Origin of the sequence: Treponema vincentii F0403, assembly GCF_000412995.1 — a bacterium.
Classification (GTDB): domain Bacteria; phylum Spirochaetota; class Spirochaetia; order Treponematales; family Treponemataceae; genus Treponema; species Treponema vincentii.
The window spans coordinates 2101465-2126012 of record NZ_KE332512.1 but is presented as its reverse complement, the minus strand read 5'-3'; the positions used below and the strand labels follow the sequence as shown (position 1 = coordinate 2126012).

Genomic DNA, 24548 nt, shown 5'->3' with positions numbered 1-24548 from the left:
TTTTGAGGCGATACTCCTCGCCGATATAAAAGCAGCGGGGAGTAAAGGTGTTAAGCAATCACCGATACTTTGATATGTTCTTTCAAATATGCGGCAATCTGTAAACGCGCTTCATTACGCCATGCTCCGCCATCAGCCTCGAATAACGCAGCTTGTACCGATCCTTCATCATCCGTTCTGATGCGCAATAAAAATTGACTTTCAGGCTGCGCAATCTCTCTGAATGTCCGGTACGGGGAAAGGCGGACGATCGGCTTTATCTCTCCCTTCTCTTTTAATGCACCGCTTATGCCTCTTTTGACGGTTACGTGTTGCGTAATACCGTCATCATCCGTATCGGCAGTGTCAGCTTGCACTATTTTTGAAACCATCAGCGCAACGTAATCAAAGTCATCGCCCGCTTTTCTTTCAAACAGTGAATGCAACCTGATGATAAATTCTTCTTGCGGCATAAACTGTCCAAACGGGAAAGTCTGCATGTAACTATCAAGCCTCGCGTTTACAAGCACCTCTCGAGCCCTCTTTTCTCCCGAAAGAGCAGAGCACAACATAACTTTTTCAGGATCGTCAACAACAGCAGTGTAATAATTTTCAAAATCGAGATCATCAATATTCCTCTCGATAAAATCAACAAACCCTGTAAGTGTTGAAACATTGATAGCAGCCGCCTTAGGCTCATACAGTACAGGTTCTAAATCCTGCGCACTGTATGTTTTACCATCCACCTGTACGGCATAGCTGTCTTTTACCAGCTGTTCAATCTTTTCGATTGCTTCTTTTCCAAAATCCATACGTTTAACCTCCTATGGCAGCTACTGTGCCAGCTTTAAAATCGAGCGATTGCTGCTTCGGATCATCTTCAAAAGCGGCAAGCTCCCCATTGTCGGTATCAAAGAAGATGACCGTTTCCGCCGGTTTAATCGGAGCGAGACTAGACGTAACCGATATATGTACGGTTGCTACTCGCCGCGTCTTTTCCGGTTTTACTTTCAACTCAATTTTGATACTTCGCGCTGCTTCCGGCTTGGTATTCTCATCGTTCACGTTTGCAAGTAGTTTTTCATACTCTGCATTGAACAAGTCGATCACCGCACCGCCGTTAAGTGTTTGCAATGCGACCTTTTCCATAACACACCTCCTCGCCGTCTCATCCGGCGTGTACTATTTGTTTTATAACCCGCTTACGGAGTCGTTAAATCCTTCTGCATTCTTCATTACGAACGAAGAATGCAGCGTATCGCATTATCACGATATGCAATTAAATAAGCCTGTGTCATACATTCATCCTCGCTATGAATAAAGCGCGTTTGTCATATCGCAGTAGATAATCGCTGCGTCGATTTTCCGATGATAAAAAAGTTCGTACTGCACCCGTTTATAAAGGTATGCCGTATAGCTTTTTTTTATGTAGAACGTAGGACGCTTTAAGTATTGTTCGATAATGTAGCTTGAGGCGCTATGCGCTTTCTCGTTCCGCTCCATCCGCGCAAGGCTTTGAAGGTGCCGATTCGATCCAGCGAACTTGTTAATCATTTTAAGCGCAACTCTCACACCGAGCCGGTACATATCGGCGAGCGCTTTTGTATCGTTATCTATGATGTAGCGTTTTTGCATATTCATAAATCTTTGATTGTCTGTTTGCGCTTCGCTGTAGTACGGGATATCGAACAATAACGAAAGCTGCCTACTGTCTACCCGTTTGATATTTGAGCGCCTCCCGCTCGTAAATCGCTTTACAAAGCGCAATACAAGCGCCTTCGTTTCGGCTAATGTCAAGCGCATCGTTGCACCGCAGACTACACGTCATGCCGATATTTAAAATATGGTCGATAATAAAATCGCCGTACTTCGCACGGTTTGATTTTGTGTTGCCAATCCGGTGCGCCCCTTGCAACGCTCCACACAAAGGACGCTGCCCGCAGACTTCACATACCCCGCCGCTTTTTGCCAGTGCATAGCGGCGCTGTTTTTCTTGCTGCTCTGTCATCTGCTATTCCTCTTTTAGGATAATGCCTAAATCAGCTGCTAATAAATGCGACGCTTCTATCAAGTACGCGCATTCCTCTGTACTCGCTTTCGATTCACCTTGCGGAACGATTACCCCGTGAAACTCGGTATACGGATAGCCGAAACTTTCGCAGGCTATCATTTTAACCGCTGCTTTTACCGTCTCGTAGTCATTCCCTGTTTCGGCGCATATCTGCATGATATGCCCGTTTAAATGGTGATTTTGCGAGCGATCTCCTGTACTGCGCGGTCGGCGCGGAGGCGTCAGGGTAACGCTGATATAATCGTTTTTCTTATCGCGGCAATAAGAAAGGATTTGTTTTATCCCTTCTTTATCTACGAGGTTGTTGGGAAGCTCAAAGCAGAGATGCCCTTTATTAAAAACTCTTTTGAGCGTTACCGTGATACTTTTCACTCCTTCCGTTCCTTAGTACAGGTCTTCCTGCGGCGGCTCATCGTTCTTGCAGCGTTCTACCATCTCGTCATAGACAATAGCTATTAGCTCGCTTGCTGTTTTATCTTTCCGCATAGCACTGAACGCCTGTATATCACTGCGTGTAAAAACAGGCTGTCCGTTCGGGTGTTTGTAACGGAACATTTCATCAAGCTGTTTCCGCTCATCCGGTGTCGCCTCTCCGCCTTTCGGCGTAAATCCTTGCGGCGCGGCTTGCGGCTTTTGCGGTGTGCTTTGCTTAGGCGTCTGTTTTTGCGGTTGCGATTTTCCCTCGGCGTTTGCATCCACGTCCTCATCGCTGGTGATACCGAGCATTGCACACAGTGCATACCGGCGCATATACGTTATGCTCATCCCCAACGTTTGGGCTGCGTTATTTTTTGTGCTTGTGATTACAGGTAGTGCGGCAGTGTCCTCGATGTACTGCCCTTTTGTGTTAAAAACGCGCGTGGTCAACGTCATTTGATCCTGCGATGATCCGCTGATACTTTGTAAATAAGCGATTCCGTGTTTATACAAGATCGGTTTTATCGTTTGCGTAATAGTGTCTAAATCCGCATATTTATAGCCATACGCGGGCGTGTTTTTAGGCATTGTCGGCAGCTCGCTTTGTACCGCCACAAGAGCGACCAGCAATTCAGTTATATTTTCGCTTTGTATCATTTTTCTTATCTCCTAAAACGGTATGCACTCGTAATCATCTTCACCGGCGGGCGGAGTGCTTACCATACCGCCCATATTGCCATCGCGGGCACTTCCAAGAAGCTGGATTGTTTTTGCAATGATAACAATCTTGCTTTTTGTCTGCCCGTCTTTTTGCCAGCGCTGTTGTTGTAGTGTACCGGTAATAGCAACCTGCTTACCCTTATCCAGATAGCGACTCAAACCCTCTCCCTGTCGTCCATAAAATACTACGTCAAAAAAACTCGCTCTTTGGCTCCATGAGTTACCGTTTTTGACGCTTTCATTTACCGCAAGGTTAAAATTCACAACCGCTGTACCGCTTTGCAAATATTTGATGTCGGCATCTTTCACCAAGCGCCCGATAAGCGCAACAGAATTAACATTGTTCATAGCGCGCCCCCTGTACCGCCCTCTTGCATTTGTTTATAGAAATTGCAAAAGTCTTTACATGTACAATAATCATTGCATTTTCTGCTGACCGCGGGGCGGTGCTCTACGTAATGTTTTTCGCCGAGCTCTTTAGCGTGCGCGTTCGCATCATCTTGTGTGTCAAAAAGTTTAACCGCTGTTTTCCTGCCGATTTTCATAACCGCCCATTTTTCACCGTCTGCCCAACGTTCAGACGCTGTACAGGGCAAAATGTCATCGTCGCTCATTTTCTCCGCGGCTTCTATTTCTTTTACTTTTGAAAAAATTCTCGCTTCGGCTTCTGCAAGCATTGCTTTTGTTACGTCAAACTCATAGATAAAAACAGGGCTTTGCGGATATTGACTGTCTGTTTTTGCTTTCGTTTTACTGTGATCTTTTAACAAAGCGATAAAACGACACTTATTAACGGTAAGTCCGTTTTGAGTTAAAAGCCATGCGTATGTCATTCCCTGCTTTTTCCAATCTTCAAAGTCCGACATAATAACTTTCCATACCGATGCGGTTTTCCAGTCGTTGATAATTCCTTTTTCCATATCATAACTATCGACTTGACCGGTAACGGCGCTCTGTAATACAGGAATGCTAAAACGCTCTTCATGGAAGCAGCTGTCTTTTTGCGCTTCAAAAAGTGCATGAACCGCGGTACCCCATACCGCCCAAACGCGATCCGCTACATCATCCGTAAGCTCGTCCCAATGTCGTTTGGTTAAGATGATTTCTTTTACTCCCTTGTTAAGGGTCGTTGCGCTATACTCACCGTCTTTGTTATGCTTTTCGGTTGATACCGCATTAACGAATGCGAGCGGTAAATTTTGTTTATTGGTTATCTGCATCGCTCGCCCCTCCATTTCCTTTTTCTAACTGCTCCGGTGTTTTTTGCACTGCAATTTTCAATGTCCAATACGACACGCCGTCTGCATCGATTTCTTTTCGTGCCTCAACAACATCGAACGATACATCGCCGCCTGCATACGCAAATCTTGACGCAATCTCGAAAAATTCGTTCATAGCCATACTCCTCGTACAAAGTTTTTAAGCTCTTTAGACGGCCGTCTTTTAGCTTATAAGATGCGCGGGGCTTGCACCCGCTCTAATCCCTTTTGGTACACCTTTATATACAGCCCGCTTTTTTCAGCTGCTGTAATGCGGCTTCTACACTCGTTACCACGAATGCAACGCCGCCTTTTTTGTTTATGTCGTTAATTCTGTATTTTTGCTCTGCCGATAAACGCCCGCCAACCGGACGCTTGCACTCGATACCGACGAACCGCCCGCGGTTATCGTAACCTTCAAAGTCGAGGGTTCCTTTATTCGCACTGCGAATAAAGCGGCGTGCTTTACCCGTACCGACCGCAAAAGCGCCGGTATTTATTCGCTGGATTGCAAGGCCGGTTAATTCGATTACCGCTTTTACCTCGCGGATTACCGCATCTTCCGTAATTGCTTTTAACGCCGCTTTACTTGTCATGCTACCATTCCTCTACAGGTTCGCTGTAGAACACCATGCAGGAATAGACAGCGTGATCATGCCGTGTACACGCTGCTTGATATTGAATGTCGATAATGTAAAAGCCCCTTTCCATCTCTTTTAAAATGAAGCTATTGATTGATTGCTCTAGCACTTTTGCTCTATCTGCTGTAAAAATTCGAACCTTTTTAACGTAGCTCATACAACAACTCTCCCTCCCCCTGCGATTAGGGCAAAAAAAAGCACGTAAGGCTGATTTGTGGTCTTCCCTACGTGCTTCCCGGAGCATTATGGCTAGTCCGTCTCGCGTTTAAGCGATTAAACAGACGACCACAAGAACCTGTTTAACCGCTCAAAACAGCCGGTATATGGCCGGCTTTCTGATTGATGGTAAGCAAGCCGCTTGCAAGCCCGCCGTAACAGGGTCTTGCGCGTCTTGCCTTTAGTCTTACAGTTAGAGGTCTGCTTCCGTGATAAAATGTCGTGATAATTTGTTAAGATATGTACTATGGGCTATCTATTGCATTTTTTGAAATTCTGATACACAATTAATTCATAATTATGAATTAGCCACCGTCCACTCTTTAATTGTCCTCGCCTGTTCGTCAAAACTCGCACCGATCAGCACTATCTTTTTCCCTTCTGCTTTGTACTTCGCAGCGTAGCCATTCTCTTTTATCTGATTGATTGCATCTTCCGCAGTGCCGCTGCCGGTCAGCTTAAACTCGAAAATGTAGATGCTATCGGCTGTTTGCACTATACAGTCGGAGCGTCCGGTAGAATCGTCAAAACTATACGTCCGTGTATAGTTTTGACTACGAGTTTCGGCGGAGCCGAAACATCGCTGCTGCGTGGAACAACCGCCATCCATGGCGATTCTGATTGTGCGGTTTCCTTCGCTAATATCATACGGTATACCTGCTATGATTGACCGCATCCGTTCCATAAAAGATTCCACTTTGCCATTGCGGATATCTTGTACAAACCGGCCTACAGACACCCCTGTTTGGCCGAATGGTATGTCGGAGTATGCAGGCATCAGATTCTCTAAAAAGCCGTACCGTACTTCGTCATTCGGAAACCCAAGCCGATACAGCCGCAGATCGCTTATATACTCTTTTATCGTTAAGTACCCTGCTTGAAACAAAATAGGTAAGGCATCCCGCCCTACAGCCCGATACGTTTCCAAACCTGATTCAGTAAGTTCTACATGCCCATCCAAGTCCGGGATAAAGTAGTGTGCCTCTCTTAAGAAGTTAACTAAAAATGTCGGTGTGCCCGTACTGAACCAGTAACTGCCGAACCGCTGCTTTACAAAGGCATTTAATAGACTGAATGGATTATACATGCCATCGCTTCCGGGATAAAAGCAATATCCGTCGTACCATTGCTTTAAGGCTGCAAGCGTTTGATCATACGATAGTTTTTGTTCATCGGCAAGGACTTGAATTTCCGGCTGGAAATTATCTTTCAGTTCTGTTTCCGCCATACCGCAGATACCGGCATACTGTTTTTCCAGTGATATATCCTGTAAGTTATTCAAGTCGCTGAAAATACTGATCTTACTAAACTTGGTTACTCCGGTTAAAAAGGCAAAGCGGATATATTCGTCGCAGGTTTTGATTACAGAATAAAACGCTTTAAGCGTATTGCGGTATTGTTCGTTTAATTCCTCATTCACCCCCATTGTTTGCAGCAAGGGCTTGTCGTATTCGTCTACCAGAATGACTACCTGCTTACCGGCTTGCTTGTAAGCCCGTTCGATAAGTCCCTTAAAACGGCTGGGAAATGTTTGTTCTGCATTGTCTGCTCCATATTGTTTTTCCCATCCGTTTAGGTGAGTATGAAGAATACTATGCATACTTTGTGTATCATTATAATTTTCCGTGTTAAAATCCAGATACAGCACCGGATATTCTTCCCATGCAGTTCTACCTTCCCGTACGGCTTGCTCTTCTTCCGCTTTTTCAAGGTACAGCCCCTTAAACAGCTCTTTTTGTCCTAAAAAATACGCTGCTAAGGTTGAAAGAAACAGGCTCTTCCCAAACCGACGCGGGCGGCTTAAGAAAAAGACTTTACTCGCTTGGCTAAGCTGCGCGATATATGCGGTTTTATCAACGTATAAAAAATGCTTTTCCCGTAAATCTTTAAAGCTCTGTATGCCGACAGGCAGTTTGTGTGGTGTGTTCATATAATCAGAGTATAGCAGGGATATTGTCTTTTGCAAATATGCGGACATCTGCGCCGCAGCTTCCTTCAGTATATCAGTATAATAGATATTTCTTGCGTATATTGCTGAATTGAGCGCTCTCTTTCTCAATTCGGGTAAAATAATCCTGTGCGGTTTGTGAGGAATCGGTGAGCTGTGTACAACCTGTTAATAAATGCAGACCGCAGTATTTTTCGCCTGCATTGTTTATCGTAAATTCGTTCGGATATAGGTGTTTGAGCTCATAAAACATGGCGATTGCCGTTTTAACGGGCGCAAAACTGTGGGGGTCGGTAACGGCAATCTGTACGCCTCCGCACAGCTTTCCCGCATAGAGTGAAAGCGTCGGGGTAAAAAAGGCGGGCAAAAAGCGAACCCCGTCCAAGTCCAACCTGTTCAGCTGCTCGGCTAGACGGTAGGCATCGATATAGGGAGCCCCAAGATACTGAAACGGCATCGCCGTTCCCCTTCCCACTGAAAGATTTGTCCCTTCAAACAAACAGACACCCGCATAGACGAGCGCGGTTTGAGCTGACGGAATGTTGGGAGACGGCGGCACCCATATCAAAGGCAGCTCGTCAAAATAAGCGGTTCTATTCCATCCTTCCATCGGGATGACCGTTAAATCGCAGCGGATGCCGTATTCGGTGTTGAAGAGAAGAGCAAGTTCCCCGACCGTCATACCGTGCCGCTGCACAATGGGAAAATATCCCGTAAACGAGCGGTACTCAAGCTCCAGCATATTCCCTTCGACGGAGCCGCCGATCGGATTCGGCCGGTCGAACACGACAAAGCGTTTTTTATGCCGGGCACATTCTTCCATCGAGTATGCCATGGTAGAAATATAGGTATAAAACCGGGCGCCGACATCCTGAATATCAAAGCAGAGCACATCGATATCTTTCAGCATCTCCGGCGTCGGGCGCTTGGTATTTCCGTATAGACTGTATACCGGCAGCCCCGTGCGCGGGTCGGTACTGTGCCCGATAGAAGCGCCTTCCCGCTCATTGCCCTGTATGCCATGCTCCGGTGAAAAAAGCACCGTCAGTTGCGCCGCCCTGCTCAATAGTACCGCGGACGGCGTTCCCTCGGCATCGATGCCTGTTTGATTGGTAATCAGGCCGACCCGTTTTCCGGCAAAAACTTCGCGGTACTCAGGCAGCCGCTCAATTCCCAATTTCAAACGGGTCTCCGCCGCGGCATTTCCGCACGCAACGCACAACAGGAAGAACAGCAGCCCCATCGTTTTTATCCGTTGCAGGCGGCAGCGAGTTATTTTTACAAGAGTATCAAGGGTATCAAGAGTGTATTGTACGGATGTCTGTTTCATCGGAGATATTATAAAGCACATACATACTTTTTTAAATAAGACTTTAAAGGGAACCTCTAAAAATCCAGCCGAGTTTTTAGCGATGCTCTAAAGTATTCGGCCGTACGCGCTCCGATGCCTGCTCGCCGCCGCTGTTTGATTAGTGTGCTGGCGGTTTGTATTACAATGCGTTCCATAGTAATCCGCCGCGCATCCGAACCCATTGCGTCAAATTCGGCGGTTTTGGTGTCGCCGACTGTACGGCGGATCATTTCGGTACCTGCAAAGCCGTAGGCATCGGCAACCATTTCAGCCAGCCGCCGCCGGATATACTTCTCGTTGTAGAGCGGGTCGCTCAACGGCACGGTCTTGCACCGTTTTAATGCTTTGGCGGTAAAAAGCTGCGGCAGAGCTTCGATCGCGGCGGCTATCCGCTCGGTAAAGGCATTGGCGCCGCGGATGAAAGCGGCATACATCCATGCGCAATAAAGGTTTGCAATGATATTGCCGAGGTCGTAGCCGATTGGGCCGTAAAAGGCAAATTCGGGATCGATAATCTTCATGCAATGCTCATTTGCGCTATTACTGCCGAGACTATTGCTGCTGTCAATGCTCTTGCCGATAAAAATCGAGCCGGTGTGTAAATCCCCGTGGATGAGCGCTTCCGCCTTATTCATAAACGTTTCCCGCAGCGAAGCGACCTCTGCTTTAAGCGCTTCGTCGGTGTAAAGAGTCTTTTTGACAAAGGATTCGTTTCCGGGGGTGATACGGTTACGGTTTTTGCCGTTGCAGTACGGTTCGGAAAACACCAGTGCTTCGGAAATTGCGCACAGTTCGGGGTTGATAAACGCTTTTACCCGCGCCTTCTTTTCCTCCGGCGGCAAAAAAAGGCCGCTTGTCGGAAAAACCGCATCGGCTAAAAAAGAAGCGGCATTTTCCGCAAAAGATACCGGAAGTAACCGGCCTGCCATCAATTCTTTCCGCAAATTGCCGCAATAGGAAATATCTTCCATGCAGATAGCGCTCATCCCATCGTCGTAAGCATAAAAGTGAGGTATGAACTGCGGCGTAAGAGCTGCATAGATACGGAGCGCTTCCGCTTCTCTTTTGCTGCGGGTAATGTCGAGCGGACGCCCCGATGAGCGGAGCAGCCTATCCGCCTGCTTTACAATAATACTCTTTCCGCTTGTACGGGAACGCACACGGAATACATAGTTGATATTCCCGTCTCCGATCTCCTCCGCATCGAGCGGTTCATCCGGGGCAAACAGCCGGCGCCGTTCAACAAGGTAGGTCTTTACGGTTTCGGTATCCAGTAAGGAATGCTCTTTCATAATTGCCTGTTCTCGTTATGTTCTAAAGAGCCGGTAGAACAGCACGATCAGCAAAAAGAGGGCATAGCGGAATATATAGAACACTTTAAAAGGGTTGCGCAGCAGCTGCGGCCAAAACTCATGGCCTTTTCTAAACGCCGCATCGGAAGTACGTTTTTTACGTTTTGCAAAGATATCGATGATGTCATTGTTGTGGATAAAAATACTTGCGGGTAATTTTGCTTTGTTCCGATAAATCCATCGAACGCCGCCGGGAATACCGTTTCCGGCAATCAGCAGGGCGGGATGAGCTTTGACAATCGAAAGGATTATGTCGGGTTCCATACTCTTGCGGTAAAATCCGTTAAAGCGGCCGACAATTCCGATACCCGGAAAGGTTGCATGTACATTGCGTTCGGCATCGAGGAGGTTTTGCGCCCGTCCGCCCAGTAAATAGAGCGATTTGAAGTGCGAATCGATGATGTTCAGAATCCTGATAATCATATCGAAAGAGTCCCGCCTGATCGGTACCGGCAGTTTAAGGAAGTGCGCCGCTTTTAACAAACTTTTGGAAAGCGGAAGACAGAGCGCTGCTTGTTCCAGCATTGCACGGAACTCCGCATCGCGGCGCGCCCTCAGCAAATCCCAGATTGTAATAAACACAATCTGCTGAGGTTCTTCTTTGCTCAACATATCCATTACGGTTTGTTCAATATCTTCATCAGGGAGAATATCGATGGGAATTGTCAAGAGATTTATACGGGTAATTGCCATTGGTCAGCCTCGTTTATAATAGTTTGCGCCGCCGCGATTGCATACAGTGCAGCGGTTTCCGCGCGTAAGACATTTGTCTTAAAATGAACTGTTTGAAATGCCGCCCCGCGGAGTACCGCCGCTTCCGCAGGGCTTATGCCCCCTTCCGCTCCGATTGCCAGCACAATGCGGGAAGGTTTGGCGGCGAGCAGTTGGTGAAAACCGATGGAAGCTTCGGAGTTTTCGCTGCACATAGCGAACACGGTGCCGGCGTCCGGTATAAGCGCTTTTAAGGTGTTGAGCACCGCGGCAAGCGGAGCGGGTTCCGTAACGGCGGTATCCACCGGAGAACCGGATTGCTGCCGCGCCTCTTTGATGATGCGCCGGAACCGTTCAAGCTGCGCGGGATTTTGCTTTTTTGCAACGGAAAACTCTCCAATCACCGGCAGCACGGCGCGGATACCGGCTTCCGTTGCCTGCCGGATAATCGTGTCGGTTTTGGAACCTTTGAGCACCCACTGCAATAAGATAAGTTCGGCCGCCGGTGCTGTTCTTGACGCGCCGAGCGGTGCTGTCTGCCGTCTTAACCGCAGTTCTTTTTTTACGGTGTTTATCGAATCGATTACCATTTCGGCAGCACCGCTTTGCGGCAGCAGAGCATGCAGTGCATCGCCTTCCCGCATACGCCGTACTTTTATCAAATAGACAAAATCCTTGCCGCTCAAACTGAGCATACCGTTAGCATCCGGTTCGCGTTCGATAATAAATTGCTTCATACTACCAATTACCGACTCCCCGTAGCCGGTTTAGGATGCTTTCTTCGCCTCGGCGGCGGATTCTTCCGCAGCCGCTTCTTCCTGCATTTGGCGCACGGTTTTGCTGTTTTTGAGCAGTTGCGGCAAGGTTCCGCTCTTGAGGATTTTAACAGCCTCCTGCAGCGGCGCATCGTATTCGATATCGGCCGCCGGAGCGGTGTGCGTTCTATTATATTCCTGCCGGATTAGTATACGGAGTAATTCTTTGTTAAGGGAATATTCTTTTGCAAGCGTTTCCGCATAACGGGTAATCTGCGTGGCAGTTAAATCCTTGTTGTTCTTTACAAAATCGGCAAGCTTTTCATCTTTGAAAAGTTTTTCAAGGTTCTTTTCATCATCCGCCGATAACGCCGGGAACAACAGCACTTCTTTGTCCGGTTTAATACCGATCTTGTCGATATTCGCATCGCTCGGCGTGTAGTAGCGCGAAATAGTCATCTTAAAGGAATCTTTTTGCGTTAAATCGAATATCTGCTGTACGGAACCTTTCCCGTAGCTGGTTTCTCCGACGAGGTATGCGCGCTTATAATCCTTTAACGCTCCAGCCAATATCTCCGAAGCGCTGGCCGAACCTTTATTGATAAGTACGACGAGCGGCACGTTCGCAAATTCCGCATCTACCAATACGTTTGTGTTAAACTCAAGATTCTGCTGCGGAATCCGCGATTTTGTAGAAACGATCACCCCTTCTTTGATAAAAAGACTTGCCGTATCGACCGCTGCGGTGATAAGTCCGCCCGGATTATTCCGTAGGTCAAGCACCAATTTGGTTACCCCTTCCGCTTGCATTTCTTCCATCGCTTCCCGTATACGGCGACAACTGTTGGGGTTAAACTCTATTAAGCGGATATAACCGATATCGCTCGTCAGCTTCATAGATTTAATGGTCGGTACTTCAATCCGTGCCCGCACCAGCTTAGCGGGAAACTCCATATTCTTTCCGCGCCGGACGGTTACCGTCACGGAAGAGCCGATTTTTCCCCGAAGCTTTGCAACGACATCCGCCTGTGTCATCTCGACGGTGGATTCACCTTCTATCTCGGTAATAAGGTCGTCTGCTTGAATACCGGCTTTCCACGCAGGGGTTCCTTCGAGGGCGGAGACAACTTCAATATAGGACGGACGTTCTGCGGTTGAAGCGGTCGGCTTTGTAAACGTAATGCCTATTCCGCCAAAGTAGCCGGTTGTCGTATCCTGCAGCCCGACGCCGGTCAAGCTGGAGTTGTCGATATACATAGTATACGGATCTTTAAGTGCGTTAAGCATTCCTTCCGCCGCACCCTGAAAGAGCACTTCCGGATTTACTTCATCAACATAATAACGCTGAAGCGCTTCATTTAAGTATTGCAGGTATTGCATATACGGTATCGTACTTTGCCCCTGATCCTGCTGTGATTGAGCAAAGATCGACGGCGCATACGATGCGGTAGAAATGAGAATAACGGAGAATAAACAAGTAATTATCCAAATTTTTCGAGGTTTCATAGAAAATATTTTCTATTATATTGAAAAATTGTCAAGTCTTCTTTCAAGTACATCGGATGATTAGTAATATTTCGCTTGTCATCTATCGAGTGTTTCTTGTATATTCTATAGGGCATCTCTAAAACCCGATTGGATTTTTAGAAGCATATAATCTTATCGTGAGGTAGGCTATGAATCGCCGTTTTAAAACTATCGGATGCGCTTTTTTATGCATCGTATTCATTCTCTATAGTCTTATTGCTCTTGCCGCATGCCGCAATAAGCAAGAAACGGTTCTCCATTTGTATAATTGGACGTACTACACTCCCGATTCCGTTATCCAAGCCTTTGAAAAAAAATACGGCGTCAAAGTTGTTTACGACGATTTTGCTTCCAACGAAGATATGTTTGCCAAACTCATGGCCGGTTCAAAAGGCTACGACTTGGTTGTTCCTTCGGCAGACTATGTTTCCATTATGATCAAACTGAACATGCTCGAACCTATCGACATCTCCAAAATTCCGAACATCCGCTATCTACGCCCCGAAGTACTCAGCCGAATCGACTACGATCCTCAGATGCAATTTTCGGTGCCGTATTATATGGGCGCTGCGGGTATTGCGGTAAATACCAAAGAAGTAGGCGACTATGAGCGGAGCTGGAATATCTTTGAGCGGAAAGATTTAAAAAACAGAATGACGATGATGGATGATATGAGGGAGGTGATGGGTGCTGCATTGGGTGTCTTAGGCTATGAGCCTAACAGTACCAATCCCGAAGAACTGGAACAGGCATATCGGTTAATCCAAAACGGCTGGAAGCCCAATCTCGTAAAATTTGATGCGGACGGGTTTGCTAAGTCTTTTGCATCGGGGGATTTTCTCGTGGTGCACGGCTATGCGGAGGCGGTATTTGCGGAGCTGCAGGACGATCAGGCTCAATATGTCGATTTCTTTATTCCGTCCGGCATTCACTCTCCGCTGTACATCGACAGCTTCTGTATTCCCAAAGGCGCCCCGCATCCGGAGCTCGCGCACGCCTTTATCAACTTTATGCTCGACCCTGCAATCTATGCCGAATTTTTAGATACGTTCGGCTTTCCGTCTTCCATTCACACGGAGGCGGGGAACTATCAAAAGAAGCAACCGCACTACACGCTCGACGATCTGAAAGATTGCGTTCTTAAAAAAGACCTCGGCGTAAACTTGGAGCTGTATAACAGTTATTGGCAGCGCATCCGCTTTACGCCGTAGAATTCTTAATTAAGAATTATGAATTATAGGAAACTTTCCTTTCATCTTCTATTTTGCAATGCACGGATTTTTTCGCCTAAGCCTTTTTGCCCGGGTATTCTGACTGTCGGACCGATTTTTATCGAAAAATTAGTGCTTGTAGGATGAACCATCGATGCCAGCAGAAAGAATTCGGAAGCATTAGCAGCGGGTATTTCGGAAGCCGTAATCAAAGCCCCTATCCCCCATGACCACATACCGGTAATACTGATACCGAAATCGCGTGTAAAATAGTATTTAAGTTCCAGCCCTATCGGAACCATAAAAGAAAGAAACGAAGTTTTTTCAAATACGGTAATGTATTTCAAGAACTGCGCTCTTTATTTTTTCTTTTCCTCGTTCCATACCCAGCCTCTCCCATTATAATTATCCCAATCCCACTCACGGTACTTACCGTAAATTTCCCAGATTTCTGCTTCGTCCATGAGGATATATTTTTTCTTAAACAGTTCTCCCCAAAAGTCTTGTGGTGTTATCCATGTCGTCTCTTGTGGTTCAACAAGAAGCACATCATTATCTAACGCATTATTCCTATAAGCCACAAATAAATGATTAAGGCCACCGGGTTCCGTGTTTTTATGCCAAATAAGTATTGTTGCTGGCATAAGCTCATAAAAGCGCACGGCATAATCGATACAGTTAATCTTTCCGTCGTAATTAACATCGCGAATCGTTGTGTAAACCTTTCTAAGCGTCGCCTCTAAGTCAGGTTGCTTATAAGGCTGCGGATGATAGGTTATAAACTCACTCGGTGACTATTCCAAATATTTAAATAGCCCTTGTGCATATGCCGTTCCCATAACCAACGCCAAACACATACATACAATAATCTTTTTCATAGTAGCTCCTCTCTACTTTTTTCGAAGCGCATTGCATCTTCGATTTTTTTATATAATCCATCATATTCCTTCTGGCTATATTCTTTTGTGATACTACCGTTATCCGCTGCGGCGTAATAAGCATCAAATACTGCTTTGATTTGTTCAAGTCCTTTAGTGGTATCTTGAGCATCCAGTCTTACAATCACTCTGCTTAAAATAACAAGTTCTTCTTTGGTTAATTCTAATATCATTTTCTCAACTCCTCCTTATAGTTGTGTATTTTTACTCATCGCAAACGATGGCATCAAAATCCGCCCGTGTAGCCGGTGTCGCGTATTTTCTTTTTTTCTTTTAAGCTTAATGAAGAACACCCTACAAAGATATCTATCTGGTGCGTATTTCCTTCAAGATCTTGAAAAGAATTGATATAACCGGTTCCATAAGAACGCCCGTCTCTTCGTTCCATTCCCATCCTCTCTTGTTATAATTATCCCAATCCCATTCACGGTACTTGCCGTAAATTTCCTAAATTTCCGCTTCATCAACAAGTATGTACTTCTTTCCGTATCTATCACCCCAAAAATCCTGCGGTGTTACCCATGTAGTTTCTTGCGGTTCAACAAGGCGCACTTTATTTATTGCATTATCTTTATACCCTACAAACAAATGATTAAGGACACCGGCTTCCGTATTCTTATGCCAGCCAAATACTGTCATCGGCATAAGCTCATAAAAGCGCACGGCATAGTCAATGCAGTTAATTTTCCCGTCGTAATTAACATCGCGGATTGTTGCGTGCACCTTTCTAAGGGTCGCTTCTAAATCCGGCTGCTTGTACGGCTGTGGATGAAATGTAACAAATTCACTCGGCGCTTCATCTTTTTGAGCTACAGCAAGTGTTTTTTCTACTGCGCTCTCATTATGAGTAACTTCTTTCTTACTCGAACACGCGCTCGGTGTGCAGCACCATAGGCACACAATGCAAATAAGCGCAAGGACCAAAAGCCCTAATGATTCATCGCCACTTTGATGGCTATACTCATACTGCGCGTTCTTTGATGCCATTGCAAATGCTTTTTCTTCCGGCGTTCCGCTATAAAGATTGATATTATACAAGCACTTCTCACATTTGCCATTGCATCTCCCTTCACGGCTCCTTGCAATACACTGGTAAGCAATTACGCCTAAGTCTACTTCATTCATGTTTTTGCTCATCGTATACTCCTTCCATCTTCATAATTTCATACGTCGAATATAAAAGGTTGTCCTTGTCTTCGTGAAAAACAACCTTAATCTCCATCTTCTGCCAGCGCTTTAACCAAAGGTCAAGTATTGCTTTTCCTTTCAGCGTCCTATCAAAAGCATGACAATATCTCCTCCTTTCCATTCGAAGGTTCGGTTAATAAAGTTCATACGCGACCCAATTAATAGATTGTCCATTGTTTTGTATTCTGACTAGCAGAAACAATTCGCCTTGTACTTTTTTTATAATAAGGGCGTATATTTCTTCGTCAGCTACATTGTATTCGCCGAGAGCCGACCAAATCAGCCACCAATCTCTTTCGGTCAGTTTTTTTATAGGTTTGAAGGATTTATAACCTCTTGCACGAGCGCCCTCTGCCATAATGCCGGATAATCTTTCCTCAATTATTTCATCAAATACTGTACCATCTTCGTCAATGCATATATACTTTATTGACGCTTCGCCCGTCCAACCGTTTGTGTAGTTATAATAGTAAGTAAACTCTTGCGCATACGCCACGCCGACAACAACAAGTAACCACACGCACAAAAGATAAATCTTTTTCATAGCTATCCCTCTCTCGCATTATTCACTGTGCCGTTGTTATTTTCCGGCCGTACTTGTATCGATATACTTTTAGTACACACAGGAGAACGTACATCGATCTTTTATCTAACATCCCCCCCGATAAAAGAGTGTTTCTTTTATCGGGGGGTCTTGTTAATGAGCCGGCATGGCTGTTTATTTTTTAGCCGCTTATACCTTCATACCGAGCTTGAAGGTAGGGCCTACTTTGAAAACAAGTGTATTACTAAAACTAGTACCAGACGTAATAGGAATGGTCATTGTATCAATAAAAGTAGCTTCTATACCGATAAGATCGGTAAAAAAGTATTTAATGCCAAAGTAATATGCAAGACAAAGTCCCCCCAGCTTATACACATTTTTAACTTCCGTTTTTTGTGCCGGAATATAATAATATGGATTGCTAGGACTTCCAATTGCAGGAGTTTCAATAGTTGAGGTTGTTTTTATTGAACCTGCGGTAAAACCTAATCCGAAAGCAGGGGTTAAATATAAGTTTTTCACCGGTTTAAAACTATAACCGCATAATACTGACATCCGAAAAAGTACCGCACTGTCAGTCTTGTCATTAGGGTAAATTTTCAGCTTCCCCCCTATTCCGAGATCGATATTTACAATGTACATCAGGTTTCTATACCATTCTTTTGCCGGATTTGGTAAACCAAGCATTGCCGCATGGAAGCCGATATCAAATTGGGTTAATGAGAAACCGAATACCTGTGAAACCCCAAGTGCAGGGGTAAGAGTAAATTCCAATCGGTCGGAGATTGCCTGGTCTTGCTTTTTTGCATCTTTCTTTGCCTCTGCTGCAAAAAGGATGCTGCAGCTCATAACCGCTAATACTGCCATTGCAGTAATTTTTTTGCTTTTCATAGAAAACTCCTTTTGATGTTCTTATAAATTCGACAGCCGTATGAAGATGACGATATACATTTTCATAGCGGCCTATTCAGTGAACAATCTTTCTTCCATATTACCCCCCCCCCCCCCCCTAAAGAAGTCAAGTGGGGCAGGGACATGGCTATCGGGGAAACCGGCAATCTTTGCCGTCGTAGGTAAAAACTACAGTGCTTCGGGCAATCTCATCTTCGGTATGCGATATGCCTGAACAACCTGCTTTTAATAGTGGGTAATATCCTTCACCTGTTTTAAGCTTTGCACAATACGACCACCTTCCGGCGATTGAAAAAAGCGGAGTGTCGCCGGAGGTACTATAGCCGCCAGTTTTGTCCAATCTTCTTGCTGCAGCAGTCGCCGGGCGGCGGAGGCGCTGATCGGAACGCCGTTTTCGGTTTTGCGTGGAATAACATGCAGCTGTACGCCGTGCGCAGGCAACGAATCCTGCAAGATGCGGTTGTAAAGACCGGTTACATGGCTAAACGGCTCATTGCCGACAAAGCGATGCGTAATGTTGAGTGCATGGGCAATAGCGATAAAAATATCGGCGTCCAAGGCGGCTTGCAGAGCGATGGCTTCATCGGAATCTCTGAGGAAATAGGCGGGAAACGTTGCAGACGATATGAGGTAGTCTTGGGTTCTATGGTACGAAATATTTTTAAAATGAGCGGTATTCTCTTTAATCAGCCGCTCTCGTACTGCGAAAGGGATAGCGGAAGCATCGTCCGAGACCATAAAGAGGTGCAGGTGGTCAACAGCTGCCGCAGCCTGTTCGACAAGGTAATAATGTCCTATGGTAAAAGGATTGGCATTCATCACAATAGCGCCTACAGTGCCTGAATACATTCCGGTTTTCTGCAATGAGACAAGGTATTTTTCAAAACCGTTCTTTTTGTTTTCCAAAAAGACGAGTGTATCCGCAACCGTAACGATAGGATAAAACCCGAGTCTTTCAAAAAACGGAGCGGCTTTCCGCTTTGTATAGATAAAAAGGTTGAAAAATCCGTGCTCATTCCTGTCTGCAATCAGTTCTGACATTAAGGGCGGCAGTAACCCTTCCCCTTGCAGGGCTTTTCGGACGGCAATGCAGCGCAGTGTATTTTTATAGGCGGAAGCGGTTGCGGCAAGCGTGTCCGCTTCATCGAATAACCCGTATGTCGTGTCAAGGCAGGAATCAATATGCAGGTCATCCGATTCCAAAAGATCGATCACTTGTTGCCGCTGTTGGGGATCGTTTAAAAAAATTTTTCTTACCTGATACGTCATTCTGATTCTCCTGCGTTATTTTGTACCGAACCGGTCGCATCTAAAAACTGAAGTTTTTGGACAGCCCCATAATAAAAATCTCTATTGCTGTTGATTAAGTCCGTACCGGCAGAGACGATACCGGCGAATAAGCCGGCGTGATCAAGTATTATGGAGTTTTTTTACAGTGTCAAGCTCATTCCTCGCTACTGATGTATTTGCGGTGATAAATCTTATTCGTGCGTCGGGGTTGTTGATTATAAGCCTATCGCTTTTGCTCTCCCGGTAAATCGGATTTCCGCTCTAGCTGTTTTTTTCTATAGTGATATAATACTCATAAGAGGTACCTATATGGAAATTTTACATGCGGCGACGGCAGGCACGTTGGAATCAAGCGATGTGCAGATAACCGTTTTGCCAAGCGGAGAATTGGATGTCACCATCGAAAGTGATGTGATACATCAGTACGGCAACCATATACGTCAGTTGATAATGGATGCCTTACAACGGATGGGGGTTCAGCGCGGTGAAATCCGCGTCATCGACAAGGGAGCGCTGGACTGTACGCTTGAGGCGCGGCTTGAAACGGTGTTACATCGTGCTGCCGATAAGCTGGTGCCCGAAAAATGGGGCAAGTAGCAAGACGCCTTGCGGAGGATAGAATATATGGAACCGAATAACACGAAAAAGAACAGGATACGGCGGACGATGATGTTTTTGAATGCGCAGCGCCCCTCTTTGCTGCAGGATGCGTATATTTACCGATCCGACAGCTTGATATTCGACCTTGAGGATGCGGTAGCCGAGCGGGAAAAGGATTCCGCCCGTTTTTCTCTGTACCATGCGCTGACGTCAATCGATTATCAAGGCTGCGAAAAAGTGGTGCGCATCAACGGACTCGACACGCCGCATTATAGAGAAGACATACGGGTATGCGTTGCAGCGGGGGCGGACACGATCCGTATTCCGAAATGTGAAACGCGGGATGATGTGCTGCATGTTGCCGAATTAGTAAGTGCTGCAGAGAAAGAATACGGACGGGCTGAAGGTTCAACCTTGCTGATGGCAGCCGTTGAATCCCCGCGCGGAGTGATCAATGCGCTTGCGATCTGCGAGGCTTCGGAGCGGATGATGGGTATTGCACTCGGTGCAGGGGACTACATCCGCAATCTGCACACGGTAAAGTCGGATTCCGGGGTAGAACTGTTGGGAGCTCGGTCTCAACTGGTGATTGCGGCGCGGGCTGCGGGCATTCAATGCTTCGATACGGCCTACCTCGATGTAGATAATATCGAAGGCTTTAAACGGGAAGTCGCGCTGATTAAGCAGATGGGCTTTGACGGCAAATCGTTGATCAGCCCCAAGCAGATTGCACCGGTGCATGAGCTGTATACACCGACTGAAAAAGAGATTAGCCAAGCGGAAAAAATCATCGTTCAGCTGGAAGAAAATAAGAAGAAAGGAATTGGTGTCTTTACCATTGACGGGAAGATGGTTGATATTGCATTACTTGAGGGAGCACAGCGGACAATCAACTATGCGAAAGCCTCCGGTGTGTATAAAGGAGCGTTGTGATTATGAAAAATCAAGCCGGACGGGACATTCCCGACAATATACTTTCAAACGGAAAACAAGCATATCAAGGTGCCTATCACTTTGACGGCACGAATTTTCAGCGAGTTGCCCGGAAAGGATACGCAAAACTCACCTCATCTCCCGAAGATAAGGTTGTGCACGATCTAAAAGAAGCGGTTAAACGGGCTGGTCTGAAAAACGGAATGAGTATTTCATTCCATCATCATTTTAGAAACGGCGATTATGTGGTGAACAAGGTTGTGCAGGCAATCGGTGAACTGGGCATCAAAGATATTACGATTTATGCAAGCTCGCTGGGAGAGGCACACGATGCGCTGCTCCCTTATATTGAAGACGGTACCGTTACCGGTCTTTCATCCAGTGGTGTACGCGGTAAAATCGGCGAAGCAATTTCGCACGGGCTTTTCCGCGATGTGGTGTACATTAGAAGCCACGGTGGACGGGTGAGAGCAATAGAAGCCGGTGATATTCATATTGATGTTGCGTTTATCGGAGCGCCCAGTGCGGACTGCATGGGGAATGCGCGCGGAAAGGGCGGTAAGTCGAATTGCGGTGTTCTTTCGTATGCGATGGTCGACGCGCAGTATGCGGATAAGGTGGTTGTCGTTACGGACACGTTGGTACCCTTTCCGAATTTCCCGCCTGCTATTCAGGCAATCGATGTCGATATTGTTGCGGTTGTGGATGAAATTGGAAATCCTGCAAAAATAGCCAGCAAGGAAGTCCGCTACACGGATAATCCCAAAGAGCTGATGATGGCCGACTATGCGGCGCGGTTTATCGCACACTGTCCGAATTTCAAAGACGGCTTTTCGTTCCAAGCCGGAGCAGGCGGTGCTGCGTTGGCGGTTGTTCGCTGCCTCAAGCAGTACATGGCGGAAAAGAACTACAAGATGAGTTTTGCCATCGGCGGCATTACCGCGCCGATTGTGCAGCTGCTTCATGACGGATTGATTAAGTGCGTAGTCGATGCTCAGGACTTTGACCTTCCGTCGGCAGAATCTGTTATTGACAGCCCCGGACATTTTGAAATTTCTACGTCGCAGTATGCCAATCCTTTTAACAAGGGTGCATTCGTGAATATGCTTGATTTTGCGGTACTCGGCGCCTTGGAAATTGATACCGACTTTAACGTCAACGTAATTGTCGGCTCGGACGGCGTTGTGCGAGGTGCCCCCGGCGGTCATCCCGACGCGGCGGCAGGAGCAAAGGTCAGCATCATCATTACGCCGCTTATCCGCTCACGCATTCCGGTGGTTATTGATAAGGTTACCACTGTAACTACGCCCGGTGAAACGATTGACGTGCTGATTACGGAGGAAGGCATTGCGATTAACCCGCGCCGTACCGACTTAATCGATGCGATGAAAGACAGCGGGCTACCGATTACTACTATCGAAGCGCTGCGCGACAAGGCGTATCGTATTTCAGGTGCGCCGGAACCGGTTCATTTTGATGAAAAGGTTGTTGCAGTGGTAGAATACCGCGACGGCACCGTGCTCGACGTTATCAGAAAGACAAAACCTTTTGAGTTTAGTAAATAAGGGTGATACTGCGGAAGGTGCATCGGCCGATAGGATCGATAGAATCGATAAGGTTGAGAGGGCTGATAGAGTTTGTAAAGAACTCTCAGCCCTTGCGGTGAAGGCGCTGTTGGATGAAGCGGCGCTGTTTCCGAAGCCCGGTTTGGTCGATCCCGTTTCGCAAGGTGCGCATTCGGATATGGACTTTACGACCCTTGTCAGAAGCGCCGCGGCGTTGCAGCAGGGGTTTTACGAATGCGCGCGTATCGGCTATAAGTCCGTCGCGCCGTTTTCTGCTGGGGTGCGGCCGTGCACAAGCGACTCCGGTATTTCCGCCGCTCCGGCTCAACCGATAGCCGCTGCGGTACGGAAACGGCTGCGGGCAACAGGGCTCGCGCTTGAAAAAGCAATGTTTGCTGAAACGCGCGGCGTCAACACCCATAAAGGAGCCATCTTTATTTTTGCATATCTTTTAGGAGCGGCGGGTTTGCTGTCGGGTGCTACACAGCTTGACGGTATCCGCAGCGTAATGGAACTGACGGAAACGTTGTGCGCTCAGGTGCGGGTTCTTGCAGCCGGTTTATGCAGCGAGGATATGGCTGGGGTGAGCACAAAGCGGACGCTGACGCACGGCGAGCAGGTTTTTTTGCAGTACGGCTGCACGGGCATCCGCGGTGAGGCGGAAGCGGGGCTGCCCTTGGTACAACGGAACGTAGCGTACCTTGCCGGACTCACCCATCTGACGCAGCGGGATGCGTATCTCTACACGCTGCTCCATATCATTGCGGAAAACAAGGATACCAACGTGCTGTTTCGGGCAGGTTCTGCCGCATTGCGCGATCTGCAGATCCGCTGCGCTTCTATCGTTGCATCAGGGGCTACCGGAGCTGCGCTCTACGCTGCGGTTGAATCCCTTGACGCCTACTGCATCGAGCGGCATATCAGTCCGGGAGGTTCGGCTGATATTTTTGCCGCAGTGCTATTCTGCCGGGGTCTTACCGGCGCATGAAAAATATCGGTACATCTCTCACAATCTAACCTGATTTTGGAGAGATATCCGCCGATATTGTGAGAAAGGCTTCTTTCAAACGCGGCTCAACGCAGATTTGAGAGGTTCTTATAAGAAGGAGATTTGACAATGAGCGAAAAAAAATCATTGGAATTTTTCGGTATGCCGTGGTATGTTGCGCTTGTAACGGTTGCCGTTATTTTGGTCGCTGCCTATACCGGCGGTCTGTCGAAAGATTTACTCGGTTCATTCGCGTTAATGTTCGCAATCGGTCTGGTATTCTATGAAATAGGCGAACGCATTCCGCTCTGGAATACCTATATCGGCGGTGGCATTGTGCTTGCCTTTATCGGTACAGCGGTGCTGGTCTATTTTAACCTTATACCGGAAGCATATCTTAAATCCATGAATACTGTTATGGATGATCAGGATTTCCTCTCATTCTTTATTGCCGTGCTGATCACCGGCTCTATTTTAAGTTTGGAACGGAATATTCTGCTCAAATCTTTTGCGGGCTATATCCCGGCGATATTGGGCGGGCTTGTCGGAGCCGCCGCTCTCGGTGTTCTGGGTGGGCTGATTTTTGGTGTTTCACCTTCACTGACAATATTGAAGTATGTATTGCCGATTATGGGTGGCGGTAACGGCGGCGGTGCAGTTCCGTTAAGCCAGATTTACGAGCAAGTAACCGGACAGCCCAAGACAGAATACTATGCCTTTGCTATTGCCGTACTGACGATTGCCAATATATTTGCCATTATAACCGCCGCAGTACTCGGTAAAATCGGAGAAAAAAAGCCGTCATGGACAGGCGACGGTACCGTATATTGATGCGCAAATATAAGGAAATTAAGTCTGAAAGCGGGAAGGCCTCTGCAACGCTTGCACAGGTCGGTGGCGGTCTTATTTTATCGGGAGGCTTTTATGCGCTTGGACGGTTGTTTGGAAAAGTACTATTGCCGAAAATCTTCGGTGTTGCTATTCACCCCTTTGCATATATGATTTTGTTCGTCGCATTGGTGAGTGCATTAGGCATCATCCCGGAAGGATTGCGCACCGGTGCAAAAAAACTGCAAAGCTTTTTTACCGGTACCCTCATTTTGATTATTATGGTAGGGGTCGGTGCTGATACTAGCTTGAAAGAATTGTTGGATGCAATCACCTTTGGAAATGTCGTTATCGCCTTTTTAATTGTTGTCGGCGCTATTCTCGGTTCCGCAGTAACGGGCTATCTGGTCGGTTTTTATCCGATTGATTCGGCCATTACCGCCGGGCTTTGTATGGCGAACCGCGGCGGTTCGGGCGACTTGGCGGTACTCGGCGCCTCAAAGCGAATGGGCTTAATGGCCTATGCGCAGCTTTCATCCCGTCTCGGCGGTGGTATCGTGCTGGTTATCGGTAGCATTTTATTTTCGCTGTTATCATAAGCTGC

33 protein-coding genes are annotated in these 24548 nt (G+C 46.8%); 7 read left to right on the top strand and 26 right to left on the bottom strand.

Translation table 11 applies throughout. The features are described from left to right. Window positions 1–50: 50 nt before the first annotated feature. The 17 genes from HMPREF1222_RS09685 to HMPREF1222_RS09605 form a co-directional block, all read right to left on the bottom strand. Window positions 51–791, bottom strand: coding sequence for a hypothetical protein (locus tag HMPREF1222_RS09685; RefSeq protein ID WP_016519244.1), 741 nt, complete (start codon window positions 789–791; stop codon window positions 51–53). Window positions 792–795: 4 nt separating this feature from the next. Then, window positions 796–1128 (bottom strand): hypothetical protein, encoded by a 333-nt coding sequence (locus HMPREF1222_RS09680; protein WP_016519243.1) that lies wholly within the window; start codon window positions 1126–1128, stop codon window positions 796–798. Window positions 1129–1290: 162 nt separating this feature from the next. After that, a complete protein-coding gene (locus HMPREF1222_RS09675; RefSeq protein ID WP_016519242.1) occupies window positions 1291–1671 on the bottom strand; it encodes a hypothetical protein in 381 nt (126 codons plus the stop codon). A gap of 13 nt (window positions 1672–1684) precedes the next feature. Next, window positions 1685–1987 (bottom strand): hypothetical protein, encoded by a 303-nt coding sequence (locus tag HMPREF1222_RS09670; protein ID WP_016519241.1) that lies wholly within the window; start codon window positions 1985–1987, stop codon window positions 1685–1687. Window positions 1988–1990: 3 nt separating this feature from the next. Further along, the gene (locus HMPREF1222_RS09665; protein ID WP_016519240.1) at window positions 1991–2422 is read right to left on the bottom strand and encodes a hypothetical protein; all 432 of its coding nucleotides are present in this window, start codon (window positions 2420–2422) and stop codon (window positions 1991–1993) included. A gap of 12 nt (window positions 2423–2434) precedes the next feature. Beyond that, the gene (locus tag HMPREF1222_RS09660; protein WP_016519239.1) at window positions 2435–3124 is read right to left on the bottom strand and encodes an ERF family protein; all 690 of its coding nucleotides are present in this window, start codon (window positions 3122–3124) and stop codon (window positions 2435–2437) included. A gap of 12 nt (window positions 3125–3136) precedes the next feature. Beyond that, entirely contained in the window at window positions 3137–3535 is a 399-nt protein-coding gene (locus tag HMPREF1222_RS09655; protein ID WP_016519238.1) for a single-stranded DNA-binding protein, read from the bottom strand. Next, window positions 3532–4407, bottom strand: coding sequence for a DUF2188 domain-containing protein (locus HMPREF1222_RS09650; protein ID WP_016519237.1), 876 nt, complete (start codon window positions 4405–4407; stop codon window positions 3532–3534). Before HMPREF1222_RS09650 ends, HMPREF1222_RS09655 begins: the two co-directional genes overlap by 4 nt. Next, window positions 4391–4582, bottom strand: coding sequence for a hypothetical protein (locus HMPREF1222_RS09645; protein WP_016519236.1), 192 nt, complete (start codon window positions 4580–4582; stop codon window positions 4391–4393). Before HMPREF1222_RS09645 ends, HMPREF1222_RS09650 begins: the two co-directional genes overlap by 17 nt. A 103-nt stretch (window positions 4583–4685) precedes the next feature. Next, window positions 4686–5042 (bottom strand): VRR-NUC domain-containing protein, encoded by a 357-nt coding sequence (locus HMPREF1222_RS09640; protein ID WP_016519235.1) that lies wholly within the window; start codon window positions 5040–5042, stop codon window positions 4686–4688. A 1-nt stretch (window position 5043) separates the two neighbouring features. Continuing rightward, entirely contained in the window at window positions 5044–5244 is a 201-nt protein-coding gene (locus tag HMPREF1222_RS09635) for a sporulation protein Cse60 (protein WP_016519234.1), read from the bottom strand. 357 nt (window positions 5245–5601) lie between these two features. Then, window positions 5602–7233 (bottom strand): ATP-binding protein, encoded by a 1632-nt coding sequence (locus HMPREF1222_RS09630; protein WP_038077076.1) that lies wholly within the window; start codon window positions 7231–7233, stop codon window positions 5602–5604. 73 nt (window positions 7234–7306) lie between these two features. Further along, window positions 7307–8581, bottom strand: a complete 1275-nt coding sequence (locus HMPREF1222_RS09625) for an exo-beta-N-acetylmuramidase NamZ family protein (RefSeq protein ID WP_016519232.1) — start codon at window positions 8579–8581, stop codon at window positions 7307–7309. A gap of 56 nt (window positions 8582–8637) precedes the next feature. Further along, on the bottom strand, window positions 8638–9894 hold the full coding sequence (mtnK, locus tag HMPREF1222_RS09620) for an S-methyl-5-thioribose kinase (RefSeq protein WP_016519231.1): 1257 nt from the start codon (window positions 9892–9894) through the stop codon (window positions 8638–8640). Between the two features lie 15 nt (window positions 9895–9909). Continuing rightward, complete coding sequence (locus HMPREF1222_RS09615) at window positions 9910–10647, bottom strand: WecB/TagA/CpsF family glycosyltransferase (RefSeq protein WP_006188857.1); 738 nt, start codon at window positions 10645–10647, stop codon at window positions 9910–9912. Then, entirely contained in the window at window positions 10629–11402 is a 774-nt protein-coding gene (locus HMPREF1222_RS09610; RefSeq protein ID WP_016519230.1) for an RsmE family RNA methyltransferase, read from the bottom strand. The genes HMPREF1222_RS09615 and HMPREF1222_RS09610 overlap by 19 nt, the downstream gene beginning before the upstream one ends. Before the next feature lie 30 nt (window positions 11403–11432). Then, a complete protein-coding gene (locus HMPREF1222_RS09605) occupies window positions 11433–12926 on the bottom strand; it encodes a S41 family peptidase (RefSeq protein WP_016519229.1) in 1494 nt (497 codons plus the stop codon). Between the two features lie 170 nt (window positions 12927–13096). On the opposite strand from HMPREF1222_RS09605, the gene HMPREF1222_RS09600 reads away from it, so the two are divergent. Then, window positions 13097–14158, top strand: coding sequence for an extracellular solute-binding protein (locus HMPREF1222_RS09600; protein ID WP_016519228.1), 1062 nt, complete (start codon window positions 13097–13099; stop codon window positions 14156–14158). Window positions 14159–14199: 41 nt separating this feature from the next. Here HMPREF1222_RS09600 and HMPREF1222_RS09595 read toward each other — a convergent pair whose 3' ends face one another. The 9 genes from HMPREF1222_RS09595 to citC all read right to left on the bottom strand — a co-directional run bounded on the left by HMPREF1222_RS09595 (window position 14200) and on the right by citC (window position 19009). Continuing rightward, window positions 14200–14505, bottom strand: coding sequence for a DUF2715 domain-containing protein (locus HMPREF1222_RS09595; RefSeq protein ID WP_038076658.1), 306 nt, complete (start codon window positions 14503–14505; stop codon window positions 14200–14202). 12 nt (window positions 14506–14517) lie between these two features. Then, a complete protein-coding gene (locus HMPREF1222_RS09590) occupies window positions 14518–14802 on the bottom strand; it encodes a hypothetical protein (RefSeq protein WP_016519226.1) in 285 nt (94 codons plus the stop codon). A gap of 230 nt (window positions 14803–15032) precedes the next feature. Next, window positions 15033–15269 carry a hypothetical protein gene (locus HMPREF1222_RS09585; protein WP_016519225.1) on the bottom strand — a complete coding sequence of 79 codons (237 nt, stop codon included), beginning with the start codon at window positions 15267–15269 and terminating at the stop codon, window positions 15033–15035. A 53-nt stretch (window positions 15270–15322) separates the two neighbouring features. Further along, window positions 15323–15484 carry a hypothetical protein gene (locus HMPREF1222_RS12815; RefSeq protein WP_016519224.1) on the bottom strand — a complete coding sequence of 54 codons (162 nt, stop codon included), beginning with the start codon at window positions 15482–15484 and terminating at the stop codon, window positions 15323–15325. A gap of 59 nt (window positions 15485–15543) precedes the next feature. Then, window positions 15544–16233 carry a hypothetical protein gene (locus HMPREF1222_RS09580; protein WP_016519223.1) on the bottom strand — a complete coding sequence of 230 codons (690 nt, stop codon included), beginning with the start codon at window positions 16231–16233 and terminating at the stop codon, window positions 15544–15546. Continuing rightward, window positions 16214–16405 (bottom strand): hypothetical protein, encoded by a 192-nt coding sequence (locus HMPREF1222_RS09575; RefSeq protein ID WP_016519222.1) that lies wholly within the window; start codon window positions 16403–16405, stop codon window positions 16214–16216. The genes HMPREF1222_RS09580 and HMPREF1222_RS09575 overlap by 20 nt, the downstream gene beginning before the upstream one ends. A 12-nt stretch (window positions 16406–16417) precedes the next feature. Then, a complete protein-coding gene (locus HMPREF1222_RS09570; RefSeq protein WP_016519221.1) occupies window positions 16418–16828 on the bottom strand; it encodes a hypothetical protein in 411 nt (136 codons plus the stop codon). Between the two features lie 189 nt (window positions 16829–17017). Beyond that, window positions 17018–17719: a DUF2715 domain-containing protein gene (locus tag HMPREF1222_RS09565; RefSeq protein ID WP_016519220.1), complete on the bottom strand. Its 702-nt coding sequence runs from the start codon at window positions 17717–17719 to the stop codon at window positions 17018–17020. A gap of 246 nt (window positions 17720–17965) precedes the next feature. Continuing rightward, entirely contained in the window at window positions 17966–19009 is a 1044-nt protein-coding gene (citC, locus tag HMPREF1222_RS09560) for a [citrate (pro-3S)-lyase] ligase (protein WP_016519219.1), read from the bottom strand. Window positions 19010–19339: 330 nt separating this feature from the next. Here citC and citD point away from each other — a divergent pair, with 330 nt between their 5' ends. The 6 genes from citD to HMPREF1222_RS13300 all read left to right on the top strand — a co-directional run bounded on the left by citD (window position 19340) and on the right by HMPREF1222_RS13300 (window position 24543). Further along, window positions 19340–19627, top strand: a complete 288-nt coding sequence (gene citD, locus HMPREF1222_RS09555) for a citrate lyase acyl carrier protein (RefSeq protein ID WP_006188864.1) — start codon at window positions 19340–19342, stop codon at window positions 19625–19627. Window positions 19628–19654: 27 nt separating this feature from the next. Continuing rightward, a complete protein-coding gene (locus HMPREF1222_RS09550) occupies window positions 19655–20563 on the top strand; it encodes an aldolase/citrate lyase family protein (RefSeq protein WP_016519218.1) in 909 nt (302 codons plus the stop codon). 2 nt (window positions 20564–20565) lie between these two features. After that, window positions 20566–22128, top strand: coding sequence for a citrate lyase subunit alpha (gene citF / locus HMPREF1222_RS09545; protein WP_016519217.1), 1563 nt, complete (start codon window positions 20566–20568; stop codon window positions 22126–22128). Beyond that, a complete protein-coding gene (locus tag HMPREF1222_RS09540) occupies window positions 22112–23116 on the top strand; it encodes a triphosphoribosyl-dephospho-CoA synthase (protein WP_016519216.1) in 1005 nt (334 codons plus the stop codon). Before citF ends, HMPREF1222_RS09540 begins: the two co-directional genes overlap by 17 nt. A gap of 129 nt (window positions 23117–23245) precedes the next feature. Next, window positions 23246–23947: a 2-hydroxycarboxylate transporter family protein gene (locus HMPREF1222_RS13305; RefSeq protein WP_016519215.1), complete on the top strand. Its 702-nt coding sequence runs from the start codon at window positions 23246–23248 to the stop codon at window positions 23945–23947. After that, window positions 23920–24543, top strand: coding sequence for a 2-hydroxycarboxylate transporter family protein (locus tag HMPREF1222_RS13300; RefSeq protein WP_196799940.1), 624 nt, complete (start codon window positions 23920–23922; stop codon window positions 24541–24543). The genes HMPREF1222_RS13305 and HMPREF1222_RS13300 overlap by 28 nt, the downstream gene beginning before the upstream one ends. Window positions 24544–24548 lie beyond the last annotated feature (5 nt).